The sequence below is a fragment of the Haloparvum alkalitolerans genome, assembly GCF_055381565.1.
In genome coordinates, this window is sequence record NZ_AP043937.1 from 138053 (window position 1) to 150836 (window position 12784).

The 12784-nt window shown below is 67.7% G+C and carries 10 protein-coding genes; 8 read left to right on the forward strand and 2 right to left on the reverse strand.

What is annotated here, in order from left to right; genetic code table 11:
* The first annotated feature begins 4 nt into the window (after window positions 1-4).
* Together ACZ432_RS01715 and ACZ432_RS01720 are read left to right on the forward strand one after the other, a co-directional pair.
* On the forward strand, window positions 5-856 hold the full coding sequence (locus tag ACZ432_RS01715) for an NAD-dependent epimerase/dehydratase family protein (RefSeq protein ID WP_426963216.1): 852 nt from the start codon (window positions 5-7) through the stop codon (window positions 854-856).
* A gap of 49 nt (window positions 857-905) precedes the next feature.
* On the forward strand, window positions 906-1964 hold the full coding sequence (locus ACZ432_RS01720) for a lactonase family protein (protein WP_426963214.1): 1059 nt from the start codon (window positions 906-908) through the stop codon (window positions 1962-1964).
* Window positions 1965-2041: 77 nt separating this feature from the next.
* Here the strand turns inward: ACZ432_RS01720 and ACZ432_RS01725 are convergent, their stop codons facing one another.
* On the reverse strand, window positions 2042-3799 hold the full coding sequence (locus tag ACZ432_RS01725; protein WP_426963212.1) for a glycoside hydrolase family 2 protein: 1758 nt from the start codon (window positions 3797-3799) through the stop codon (window positions 2042-2044).
* A 721-nt stretch (window positions 3800-4520) separates the two neighbouring features.
* Between ACZ432_RS01725 and ACZ432_RS01730 the strand changes: the two genes are divergently transcribed.
* Together ACZ432_RS01730 and ACZ432_RS01735 are read left to right on the forward strand one after the other, a co-directional pair.
* Window positions 4521-5537: a mannonate dehydratase gene (locus tag ACZ432_RS01730; protein ID WP_464378850.1), complete on the forward strand. Its 1017-nt coding sequence runs from the start codon at window positions 4521-4523 to the stop codon at window positions 5535-5537.
* A gap of 90 nt (window positions 5538-5627) precedes the next feature.
* Window positions 5628-6452, forward strand: a complete 825-nt coding sequence (locus ACZ432_RS01735; RefSeq protein ID WP_426963210.1) for an SDR family oxidoreductase — start codon at window positions 5628-5630, stop codon at window positions 6450-6452.
* Window positions 6453-6497: 45 nt separating this feature from the next.
* Here the strand turns inward: ACZ432_RS01735 and uxaC are convergent, their stop codons facing one another.
* Window positions 6498-7862, reverse strand: coding sequence for a glucuronate isomerase (gene uxaC, locus ACZ432_RS01740; protein ID WP_426963208.1), 1365 nt, complete (start codon window positions 7860-7862; stop codon window positions 6498-6500).
* A 202-nt stretch (window positions 7863-8064) separates the two neighbouring features.
* Here uxaC and ACZ432_RS01745 point away from each other — a divergent pair, with 202 nt between their 5' ends.
* Genes ACZ432_RS01745 through ACZ432_RS01760 form a run of 4 tightly spaced genes read left to right on the forward strand, consistent with a single transcriptional unit; the run spans window position 8065 to window position 12696 of the window.
* Complete coding sequence (locus tag ACZ432_RS01745; protein WP_426963207.1) at window positions 8065-9549, forward strand: substrate-binding domain-containing protein; 1485 nt, start codon at window positions 8065-8067, stop codon at window positions 9547-9549.
* Window positions 9542-10537: a carbohydrate ABC transporter permease gene (locus ACZ432_RS01750; protein WP_426963206.1), complete on the forward strand. Its 996-nt coding sequence runs from the start codon at window positions 9542-9544 to the stop codon at window positions 10535-10537. The genes ACZ432_RS01745 and ACZ432_RS01750 overlap by 8 nt, the downstream gene beginning before the upstream one ends.
* Before the next feature lies 1 nt (window position 10538).
* Entirely contained in the window at window positions 10539-11477 is a 939-nt protein-coding gene (locus tag ACZ432_RS01755) for a carbohydrate ABC transporter permease (protein ID WP_426963204.1), read from the forward strand.
* 31 nt (window positions 11478-11508) lie between these two features.
* Window positions 11509-12696, forward strand: coding sequence for an ABC transporter ATP-binding protein (locus tag ACZ432_RS01760; protein WP_426963202.1), 1188 nt, complete (start codon window positions 11509-11511; stop codon window positions 12694-12696).
* The last annotated feature ends 88 nt before the right edge of the window (window positions 12697-12784 follow it).

Here is a 12784-nt window from a genome sequence, read left to right on the forward strand (position 1 = left end):
CCGCATGAACGTTCTCGTGACCGGTTCGTACGGCAGGTGCGGGACCGCGATCATCGACCACCTCGACGACGACCCGGGGTACGAGTTCACGTACCTGAACCGGTCGGACCGTCCGGCCGACCACCGCTACGGCGGCTTCGACACGCACGTCGCGGATATCGCGGACTACGACGCCATCCGGCCGGCGTTCGACGGGCAGGACGCCGTCGTGCACCTCGCGGCGTACCCCTACACGGACGGCGAGTGGGAGGACGTGTTCGAGCCCAACGTCGTGGGGATGTACAACGCGCTCGAGGCCGCCCGGGCCGCGGAGGTGGAGACGTTCGTGTTCGCGTCGACGAACCACGTGATGGGCATGTACGAGGAGGAGCACGCTCCGGAGCTGTACGAACCGGACTACGACCTGCGTCTCGACACGACCGACCCGGTCCGCCCGGACTCGTGTTACGGGGCGACCAAGTCGTTCGGGGAGGACCTGGGCCGCTACTACGCGGAGCGGTACGCCTATCCGCGCCGGTTCTACGCGCTCCGGATCTGCTCGGTGCTCCCGCCGGAAATCGACCATCCGTACGGTCGGGCAGAGCGCCGCGTCGCCGAGGGAGAAATCGACCGCGGGAGCGACGCCTACGAGCGGTCGGTGGCGCGGACGAAGGCGACGTGGCACTCCCGGCGGGACTTCGCCCACCTGGTCGACCGCTGCCTCGCCGACGACTCGGTCGAGTTCGACGTCTTCAACGGCGTCAGCGACAACGACCGGCGCTGGTTCTCGATACGGAACGCGCGCGACCGGCTCGGCTACGACCCGGTCGACAACGGAGAGCAATGGGACGAACCACCCGCCGATCCGACCCCATGAGCGGTCGGAATCGAGCGGCGGACACCGCGGACGGTCGGAGCAGACACCAATGACACGCGACACCCAGATAGCGGCGGTAGGAACGTACAGCGCGGCGACCGACGAGAGCGTCCACACCGTGGCGGTCGACTCCGAGACGGGGTCGATGCGGCACCTCGACGCCGTGGCGGCCGGCCCCGACCCGACGTTCGTGACGTTTCACCCGTCGGGTGAGTACCTCTACGCGGCCGTCCGCGAGGACGAGGAGGGCGTCGTTCGGTCGTACGAGGTCGACCGCGAGACGGGGGCGCTGACCGAGCGGGACGGCGCCCGGAGCGGGGCGGTGGCCCCCTGCTACTGCTCCGTCGACGAGACGGGTCGGTACCTGTTCGTCGCGCACTACGCCGGCGGGGCGGTCTCGATGCTCTCCCTCGGTCCCGACGGCGGGATCGATCCGCCCTCCGAGGTGGTCGAACACGAGGGGTCGAGCGTCGACCCCGACCGCCAGACCGCCCCGCATCCGCACTCGATCACGCTCGGCCCCGAGGACCGGTTCGCGTACGTACCGGACCTGGGCACCGACGAGGTCCACGTCTACGCGGTCGAGCGCGACGAGCCCTCGCTCTCCCGCGTGGGCGCGGTCGACCTCGCTCCCGGGTCGGGGCCGCGACACCTCTCGTTCTCACCCGACGGCGACCGGGCGTACCTGATAAACGAACTCGACTCGACCGCGACCGTGCTGGACCGCGGGTCGGACGGTCTGCTGACCGAGCGGTCGACCGTCTCCACCCTCCCCCCGGAGTTCGCGGGCGAGAACAAGACCGCCGAAATCGCCGTCCATCCGTCGGGCGAGTACGTGTACGGTTCGAACCGCGGCCTCGACACGATCGTCACCTTCTCCGTCGAGGAGGGGACGCTCGCGCGAGTCGGCCAGACGCCGACGGGCGGCGAGTGGCCGCGCCACTTCGCGGTCGCGCCCGACGGCAGCCGCCTGTTCGCGGAGAACCGCCACACGGACGAGATCGTCGCCTTCGACGTCGACGCAGACACTGGGGTGCTCTCCCGGACGGGAGAGTCGCTGTCGGTCCCGGAGCCGGTCTGTATGCAGTGGCTGCCCGGTAGCGACTGACGGTCGGCGGGGGCGCCGGCGACCGTCGCCCCGACCGCCCTTTCTCACCAGTGCAGTTCGCGACGCGGCTCTCGTCGTCAGCGGTGCGTCTGGTAGAAGTCTCGCAGCACGTGGAACGCCTGCTTCTTGCGTCCGTGCTGGTCGACGACGCCCTTCCGGTTGTAGCCGCGCTGGAACTCGTTCTGGCGCATCGGTGCGCGGAAGTCGAACAGGATCCACGGCGAGAACCCGACGATCTGGTCGTTCTCCGCGGCCGCCTCCGTCTGCCCGCGGTAGATCTCGGCCTGGAACTCCTCGGTCCAGCGCTCGTCCGCGTCGCCGTGGTGGCCCCACTTGGCGCCGCCGCCGGTCTCCGAGATGACGACCGGCGTGCCCTCGGGGTCCTCCTGGAACTCCTGCATGTTGTCGGCGTCCCCGTAGTACCAGCCGTGGTACTCGTTGATGCCGATGACGTCCAGGTGCTCCTCCAGGGGGTCGCGGATCTCGAGGCCGTCGTCGGTCTCGTCCACGAAGCAGGCGGCGGTCACCAGCCGCGTGTCGTCGAGGTCGCGGACGTAGTCCGCCATCTGCGGGAGGACCTCGTTGCGGGTGTCGTCGGTGTGGTCGGTCTCGTTCGCGATGGACCACATCGCGACGGAGGGGCGGTTCCAGTCGCGCTGGACCAGCTCGCGGAGCTGCTGCCGGTACAGCTCCTGGACCTCCTCGTCGCCGAAGTTGATGTCCCAGTACGCGGGCACCTCCTCCCACAGGAGGACCCCCTCCTCGTCGGCCTTCCGGGCCATCTGCTCGGTGTGCGGGTAGTGGGCCAGCCGGGCGTAGTTACAGCCCAGTTCGGCGATCCACTGGAACCGCTCCTCGACGTCCTCGGCGTCGAGCGCTCGGCCCTTGCCCGCGGCCTCCTCGTGGAGCGCGATGCCGCGCAGCCAGAGGGGCTCGCCGTTCAACAGCACGTCGCCGTCGCGGACGCGGAGGTCGCGGAGCCCGACGCGGTCCTCGACGGCGTCCCCGTCGGCCTCGACGCGGACCGTGTACAGGTGCGGGTCCTCGGTGCTCCACAGCGACACCTCCTCCTCCGGGAGCCGGAGCTCCCCGGTGAACTCGCCGTCGCCGGCCGCCTCGAGCGACACGTCGCGGTCCAGCTCCGGGAAGGCGGCGGAGACGCTCGTCCCGTCGCCCTCGGCGCCCTCGACCCACGCCGAGACGCTGACGTCGACGGCCCCGTCGGACAGCTCCGACTCGACCTTGAAGTTGCGCACGTAGGCGTCCGGTACCTCGACCAGTTCGACGGAGCGGTTGATCCCGCCGAAGTTGAACCAGTCGGTCGCCTCGTTGGGGATGCCGTCCTCGTACCGCTGGTTGTCGGTCTTGACGACGAGCACGTTTTCGCCCTCCTGCAGCGCGTCGGTCGCCTCGAAGCTGAAGGGCGTGAAGCCCCCCTCGTGCGTGCCCAGCAGTTCCCCGTTCAGCCACACCTTCGCCTTGTAGTTGACGGCGCCGAACCGGAGGAACGCGCGGTCGTCGCCCTCGTCGGCGTCCCAGTCGAACGTGCGCGCGTACCAGACCCAGCCCTCGTAGTGGCGGAACTCGGGGATCTCCTCGCCCCAGCTGGAGGGGATCGAGACCGAGCGGCCGTCGTGGATGTTGAAGTCGCACGGGTCGTTCTCCTCCGACGCGCCGGGTTCGTAGATGGACTTCACCTCGAAGCCGGCGGGATTGTCGTCCTCGTCGTCGAAGAAGTCCTCGAAGTACCCTTCGAAGTTCTCGTACTGATCGGGGATCGCCTGCCACGTCCCGTCGAGCGACCGCGTCTCTCGGGGGTATGCTAACAGGTGCATCACCGGGTACTCGGGTCACGAGTGTATTAAAAATACTGGAACGACCGATCGCGCTCCCGGCCGCCCGCTCCGAGCCCGTCGCGCCCCCCGGAATCCAACATCGTTGAACCGACTGGGCGTGCGGGACGGGGGGCGCGGAGTTCGCGCCGGAAACGACCCTCACGATCGTTACTGATCTTCCCGAACCCGCCGCTCTCCCGGCGCTGGCCGGCACGTCGTTCAACACTGTCGGACACACGCCGCTGGCCGGCGGCCGCCAACGCCACATGATTCCCGCATCCGACGGTAGATGGCCCAGAACGCGCATAAAATCGTTCTCTCGTTTCACCGGATCGAAAAAGATCCCTCTCGTGTCCGCGGGGCGTCGTCGACTGCAGGGCGGAGACGACGGTGAAAGACGGATAACGTTACAAATGTATTTCTGTAATCCCGATCCGGATCTGAATTCCTCTCCGTTCAACTATATCGGACGCTGATCGCGGTCGTGCTCTGCCGATCCGGTGTTCCTCGCCGCAGCACCGGCCACTCGGCGTAGCTCGCGTTGCCGATTCGTTCGATCACCTTGAACGATCGTCGTCGTTCACGGGGCCGCGGCCGCCGAGAGCCTCTTCCCCTCGAAGTCGATGACTGCGGTCGGGTTCGGGCGGACCGCACGCCGCTCGGGGCCGAAAACCCCCTCTAGAACAACTTTTATTTATTGGAGCGGAATTACTACTGACACATGGTACAACTGTCGCTGATCCTGCCGCCGGAGCCGGACGACCGGTGGCAGCTCGCCCGCCAGATGGGCGTCACGAACGCGGTCGTCCACCCCCTCGAGATCGGGGACGACAAGACGAACTGGACGTACGACGAGCTCAAGGGGATGGCCAACTGGTTCGAGGAGGTCGGCATCGACCTCTCGGTCATCGAGGGCTCCGTGCCGCTCACCGACCGCGTCCGGTTGGGGCTCGAGGGTCGCGACGAGGACATCGCCGAGTTCAAGCAGTTCCTCAGGGACTGCGGAGCGGTCGGCATCCCCGTGGTGTGTTACGACTGGATGGCGGGCGTCCGGTGGGCCCGAACCGAGGTCCACGTCGAGACGCGGGGCGGGGCGTACACGACCGGCTACACGGACGAGCGGATGTCCGGCGGTCCGGAGATCGACTACGCCGACGTGAGCCGGGACCAGCTCTGGGACGCCCTCGAGTACTTCCTGCAGGAGGTCGTCCCGGTCGCCGAGGAGGCCGGCGTGAAGCTCGGACTTCACCCCGCCGACCCGCCGATCGACTCGGTGCGGGGCGTGCCGCGGCTCGCCAACAGCGTCGAGTCGTACGACCGGATCCTCGACATCGTCGACAGCGAGCACAACGGCGTGACGTTCTGTCAGGGCAATTTCGCCGCGATGGGCGTGGACGTTCCGGAGACGATCCGCCACTTCGGCGACCGGATCAACTTCGCGCACTTCCGCGACGTGGAGGGGGAGGCGGACGACTTCGTCGAGACGTGGCACGACGACGGGCCGACCGACATGCTCGCGGCGATGCAGGCGTTCCGAGACGCGGGCTTCGACGGGCCGATGCGGCCGGATCACGTCCCCACGATGGCGGGCGAGGACAACTCAAACCCCGGCTACCACACGAAGGGGCGGCTGTTCGCGATCGGCTACATGCGGGGACTGCTGGAGCAGACGACCGCGGGCGGGAGCGAGACCGACGGCCGCGAGGCGGCCGTCAACCCCGAGACCACGGCGGACTGAGACCCTCTCGACGGATCCGGACGTAACTCTCGACCGACCCGGACGAAAAGATACATGCCGTCTGCACGCGAGGAACGAAGCAGACAGCCAATGAGCGTATCCAACGACTTCGACGTCGACGACAAGGTGTGCGTCGTCACCGGCGGTTCCGGCGTGCTCGGCTCCGAGATGGCGCGGGCCCTCGGCGAGAACGGCGCGACCGTCGCGATCCTCGCGCGGGGCGAGGAGAAACTGCGCGAGACCGGCGAGGAGCTCGCCGAGGCGGGGATCGAACACCTCACGCTCTCGGCGTCCGTCCTCGACCGCGTCGAACTGGAGGCGGCCGCCGAGACGGTGGTCGACGAGTACGGCCGGATCGACGTGCTGATCAACGCCGCGGGCGGGAACAGCCCCGACGCGACCACTGGGCCGGACACCTCGTTCTTCGACCTGTCGACGGAGGGGATCCGGCAGGTGCTCGACGTCAACTTCACGGGCACCGTGCTCGCCTCGCAGGTCTTCGGCGAGTACATGGTCGAGGAGGGGACGGGCTGTATCCTGAACGTCTCCTCGATGAACGCCTACACGCCGCTGACGAAGATCCCCGCGTACTCGGGCGCGAAGGCGGCCGTCTCGAACTTCACCGAGTGGCTCGCGGTCCACATGTCGCACAACTACTCGGCGGATATCCGCGTCAACGCCATCGCGCCCGGCTTCTTCCTCACCGAACAGAACCGCTACCTGCTGATCGATGAGGAGACCGGCGAGTACACGGACCGCGGCCAGACGATCATCGACCACACGCCGCAGAACCGGTTCGGGCGGCCGGAGGACCTCGCGACGACCGTCCTGTGGCTCGTCTCGCCGGGCGCGGAGTTCGTCCACGGCGCATCGATCCCCATCGACGGCGGGTTCTCCGCGTTCAGCGGCGTCTGAACGCTTCTTCCGGGCAGATTTCTTCTATCCGTTAACAGGCGGCCGTCAGAAGTCCCACAGCTCCGCCGGGCGCTCGTAGGCGACCCGCCGGACGAGGTCCTCGGCGACGTGGCCGGGCACCTGTCCGCGCTCGACCATCCCCCCGACCGTGTTCGCCAGCGTCCGGCGGAACATCTCGAAGCGTGAGCCGAACGACAGGAGCTTCCGAGAGTCGCTCACCATGCCGCCGTAGTTCGCGAGCAGGTCGACGGTCCCCACGTACTCCAGTTGCGACCCGATCCCGTGCGGGCTGTCGTTGAACCACCACGCCGCGCCGACGCTGACGTTCGGGAACGCGCGGGCGACGGTCGCCACGGTCGGGTAGTGGGTCGGGTCGACGACGTAGAGGACGACCTCCAGCTCCTCGTCGAACCGGTTGAGGAAGTACCGCAGGTTGTCGGCGAGGTCGAGGTCGCCCGTCGAGACGTCCCCGCCCGCGTCGGTGCCGAGCTCCTCGTACAGGGAGTCGCGGTAGTCCCGGACCGGCCCGATGTGCAGTTGCGTCACCCAGTCGGTCTCCCGGTTGAGCTCGCCGATCCGCTCGAGGACGAACGCCTTGAAGTCGGTGACGTCGGCGTCCGTCAGCGGTTCGCCGGCGTACGCGCGCTCGTACACGTCCGCGGCGCGGTCGCGGTCGACCGGCTTCGTGACGGCCTCGCTCAGGCCGTGGTCGCTGGCGCCGCAGCCGTTGGCGTCGAAGTACTCGTGGCTCGTCCGGAGCGCGGCGAGGAAGCCGTCGAGGTCCGCGACGTCCGTGTCGGTGGCGTCGCCGAGCCGATCGACGTATGCCGGCCAGTCCGGGGCGCCGGCCCCCATCGCGGCGTCTGGGCGCCACGTCGGGCGCACGGTCACGCCGTCGAACTCGTCGGCGAGCGTGCGGTGGTGCTCCAGGTCGGAGGTCGGGTCGTCCGTGCTAGAGACGACCTCGACGTCCATCTCATGGAGGAGTCGGCGCTGGCGCATCTCGGGGCTCTCGAGTGCCGCCTTCGTCTCGGTCCAGATCTCGTCGGCGGTCTCCGCGGAGATCGGCTTCTCGATCCCGAACCGGCGCTTCAGGTCGAGGTGGACCCATTCGTAGGTGGGGTTGCCCGCGAACTCCGGGAAGACGGCCGCGAACGCGTCCCACTTCTCGCGGTTGGGCGCGTCACCGGTGATCTTCCGCTCCGGGACGCCGCGTTTCCGCATCAGCTCCCAGACGTAGTGGTCGGTCGCGCCCTCGACCTCCCAGATGTCGGTCCACCCCTCGTTCCGCGCGAGCGCCGCCACGTCCACGTGGCTGTGCGGGTCCAGGATCGGTAGGTCGCGGATCTCGTCGTACAGCCGGCGCGCGGACGCCGATTCGAGCAGGTAATCTTCGTCGAGGAAGCCCATACGCGCCGGTCCGTCCGTCATCCTAATAAAACCGTTGCGGTCGTCGCACCGCCGCTGACGGTCGTCGCGCTCCGCTGTCCGGTGACTCACTCGTCCGGTCGTCGCTGGGCGCCCCCGTTCTCACCCGCCCGCCACACCGGTGACGATACCCGCCACTTACAAAAATTATTAATAATATAAACCGTGTATGTGTGGTCGTAGCATGAGAGACCACTACGGGGTCAATAGGCGACGGTTTCTCCGGACGGCCGGAGCGACCGGAGTAGGCGCATCGATCGCGGGCTGTCTGGGTGGTGACGGAGGCGACTCGGACGAATCGGGCGGGTCGACGTCCTCCGACGGGGCCGACGGCGAGACGACCCTCCAGATAACCCTGCTCTCGCAGATGACCGAGCAGGCGATAAACGGGTTTGAGCCCGCGCTCAAGGAGGCCGGCCTCTCGGAGGACATCACCCTCGAAATCAACACCGCGACCCCGGGCCAACTGGAACAGCAGTACCGGCAGTGGCTCAACGCCGGGCGCGGCGATCCCGACGTTCTCCTGATGGACGTCGGGTGGTCGATCCCCTTCATTCGCCGCGGCCAACTGCTCAACCTCAACGACCACCTCTCGGACGAGGAGATCGACACGCTCGAGTCCGAGTTCAAGGGGCCGAGCGTGGACTCTAGTCGAGGGCAGAACGGGAACCTCTACGGCGTCCCGTTCATCATGGACGTCCGCGGCGTGATGTACCGGAAGGACCACGCGGAGGCGGCCGGCTACGACCCCGAGGCGGAGAACTGGGGGAGCGAGCCGATGTCGTGGGCCGAGTTCTCGCAGATCGCCGCCGACGTGAAACAGCAGCAGGAGCTCGAGTACGGGATGACGATGCCGTTCGAGCTCTCACAGACGATCACCTGCTGTGCGTTCAACGGGATGATGTCCCAGTGGGGCGGCGCGTACTTCGGCGGCCGCGACAACCTGTTCGGCCCCGTGGGGGAGCGGCCGGTCACGGTCGACGAGGAACCGGTCCTGAACGCGCTCCGGATGCTCCGGACGTTCATGCACGGGCACGACGACGAACACTCCCTCGACGAGTCGGAGTTCGCGGGCGACATCGTCCCCAGCGACGCGCTCGGGTGGCGGTACACCACCGACATGGAGTCGTTCATCGCGGGCGACGCCTTCGCCTATACCGTCGGCCAGATGGGGCTCCTCCAGCAGATCGGCGCGTCGGTCGACGGCGACGTGAACGACATGATCGGCATGATGCCGTACCCCTACGGCGTCGAGCGGTCCGAGGCCGAGTACGAGGGGCTCGGCGGCAGCGTCTCGCCGCTGGCGGGGTACAACCTCTCGGTCAACCCGAACTCCGACAAGATCGACGCCGCACTCGAGGTGCTGCGGGCCGTCCTCACCGACGACTTCCACCGCAACTACTTCGAGGTGTCCGGCTCGCTCCCGCCGAAACCGAGCGTCTTCGAGTCCGAATCGCTCACCGAACACGAGACCTTCGGTCAGTACCTCGACACGTTCCGTATCGCGGCCGAGAACCCGGTTCCGCGTCCGGTGACGCCGATCTACTTCCAGGAGGCCGACATCATCGCGCAGGAGGTCCACAACGTCGTCTCGCAGGGCAAGCCGCCGGAGCAGGGGATGACCGACCTCAAGGAGCAGTTGCAACAGATCGAGGAGAACAATGCCTGACAGGGGGGCGAACGTCTCCACGCGGTCGACGCTGCTTCCCGACCCGGTCGCGGACGGCACCGCTCGCGTCACCGACTGGGTCGAGGACCTGTCGGAGACGCAGTTCGCGTACCTCGTGTTGGCTCCGGTACTCGTGGTGTTCTCGGTCGTCGCGCTGTGGCCGGTGCTCTACTCGATCGAGACGTCCTTCTACGCGGACAGCTTCAGCCAGTTCCGCGGCGAGTTCGTCGGGCTGACCAACTACGTCGAACTGGTCACGGGGCAGCGGGACGCCCTGCTGTTGCGACCGTTCCTCGACCTGAGCAACCCGTTCCAGAGCATCATTCCCACGACGCTCATCTACACGGCCGTCAGCGTCGTGCTGGTCACGACGCTCGGGTTCGTGCAGGCGCTCATCCTCGACAAGACGTTCCGGGGCCGCTCCGTCGTCCGGACCGCGGTGCTGCTCCCGTGGGCCGTCCCGGTCGTCATCCAGGGCATGATCTTCTACCTGCTGTTCATCCCCGACGCCGGTCTCGGGACGCAACTGTTCAACGAGCTCGGACTCATCGGGGCCCGCCCGCTCAACGACAGCGGGGCGACGCTCGGCGTCGTGACGCTGTCCGCGGTCTGGAAGCGCTCCGCGTTCGTCGCGCTGATCGTCCTCGCGGGGCTCCAGAGCATCGACGAGCGGCTCTACGACGTGGCGAAGGTGGCGGGAGCCTCCCGGTGGGAGCGGTTCCGGCTCATCACGCTCCCGCAGGTGATGCCCGTGCTCCTCATCGCCATGCTACTCACGTCGATCGGCTCGATGCGCGTGTACGGGCAGATCGACGCCATCTCGAACTGCAGCACGATGCCCTCGATCACCTGCGCGGTCGTCGGGACGTTCAACGGGAGCCTCTACGGCACCGCCTCGGCGCTCGCGATCATCACCGCGGTCCTGATCGGGCTGGTGTCGATGGTGTACCTGATCAAGTACAACGACTCCACCGCGGGGGGGATCTGAGATGGCGGCAGACGGCGCGGCGGGAGACGCAGCGGCGGACGGGACCGCGAACTCCGGGTCGGAGGGGCTGCTCTCGTCGGTCACGGACCCGGACGCGCTCCACCGGACGACGTTCTTCCTCTCGACCGCGGCGGTGTTGCTCATCGCGCTGTTCCCGTTCTACTACCTCTTCGTCATCGCGTTCACGCCCGCCGGGCGCACCACGGACGCCGGCCTGCTGCCGGCGGGGTTCGACCCGTCCTCGTTCGTCGAGATGTTCCAGGTGTTGCCGTTCCATCGGTTCGTGTTCAACAGCCTCGTCATCGCGGTCGGCGTGACGGCGTTCGTCCTGGTGTTCGCGAGCCTCGCGGGGTACGTGTTCGGTCGGATGGAGTTCAGGGGGAAGCGACCGCTCTTCCTGCTGCTCATCGCGGTCTCGTACTTCCCCGGTGCGACGTTCCTCGTGGGGCTGTTCAAGCTGCTCACCGGGAACGTCACCGTGTTCGGCGTCACCAGCCCGAACCTGTTCAACACGCCGGCCGCGGTCGGGCTGCCCCTGACCGCGCTGGCGCTCCCGTTCGCCATCCTCATTCTCACCACGTTCTACGGGCAGATCCCGGACGGGCTGGAGGACGCGGCGCGGGTGACGGGGTCGACCCGTCTGGGAGCGCTCTACCACGTCATCATGCCGCTTTCGGCGCCCGGACTCGTCACCGCCGGCATCCTCACGTTCATCACGGCGTACAACGAGTTCTTCTTCTCCCAGCTGATGACGACCGGCGCCGCACAGGACTGGTCGCCGATCGTCTGGGGGCTGACGAACTACCAGGCCGAGTTCTCCATCCGGTACGACCTGATGGCCGCGGCCAGCATCGTCGGCGTCCTTCCGGTCGCCATCCTCGTCCTGCTCGCGCAGCGAAAGATCGTCAGCGGCCTCTCGTCGGGGTCGCTGAAGGGATAACGCCGACGGACAACTCACACACAATACGAACATGACACACCTCAAACTCGACAACGTAACGAAGCAGTACAGCGACGTCGTGGCGGTCGACGGGATGACCCTCGACATCGAGGACGGCGAGTTCATCTCGCTCATCGGCCCCTCGGGCTGCGGCAAGTCGACGACCCTCGAGACGATCTCCGGGCTGACGAAGCCCACTGGCGGCCACATCGAGATCGCCGGGACGGACGTCACCGACGCGGCCCCGAAGGACCGAGACATCGCGATGGTGTTCCAGAACATCGCGCTGTTCCCGCACATGACCGTCGAGGAGAACCTCACCTTCGGACTGCGGCTGAAGAACTACGACCAGGAGGCGATCGACGACCGCGTTTCGCGCGCGGCGGACATCCTCCAGATCGAGGGAATGCTCGACCGCATGCCGGACGAGCTCTCGGGCGGCCAGCGGCAGCGGGTCGCGATCGGTCGCGCGATCGTGATGGACCCCGAGGTGTTCCTGATGGACGAGCCGCTGGCGAACCTCGACGCGAAGCTCCGCGTCCACATGCGCACCGAGCTCCAGCGGCTCCAGCAGGAACTGGACGTGACGACGGTGTACGTCACCCACGACCAGGCGGAGGCGATGACGATGTCCGACCGCATCGCGATCATCAACGAGGGGGAGCTCCAGCAGTTCGCACCCCCGCTGGAGTGTTACAACGAGCCCGCGAACCTGTTCGTCGCGGGCTTCGTCGGCTCCCCGAGCATGCGCTTCGTGAACGGAGCGGTCGAGGACGGCCGCTTCGTCGACTCGACGTTCGGGTTCGACATCGACGTGTCGGGCGCGCCGGTGGCGGCGGGCGACGACGTGGTGCTCGGCATCCGGCCCGAGGACGTGTACCTCGAGGGGTCCCACCGCGACCTCGACGACACGACCACCGCCCGCCTCATGGTCGACGTCGTCCAGCCGATGGGCGACGAGCTGGTCGTGTACCTCCGCGCGGACGACGGCGACGTCACGCTCGGCGCCGACCTCGACGAGGAGGGCGGTCGGCCGGCCGGCGGCACCGACCAGCTCCTCATGACCGTCGAGCCGACGGCGGACCTCTCCTCGGGCGACGCGGTCGACGTGGTCCTCGACCGCGCGCAGATCCACCTGTTCGAGGGAACGACCGGCGAGGCGATCAGTCACGGGCTCGGCGTCGACGACGAACCGCTCGCGAACGGCGCCGAGGTCTGATCTCTCGACCGCATCGCCCGTTCACGACCGCACCGCCCGCTCGCGACCGCACCGACCCCCCGTCCCGTACGTGGCGCTCCCCGACGAG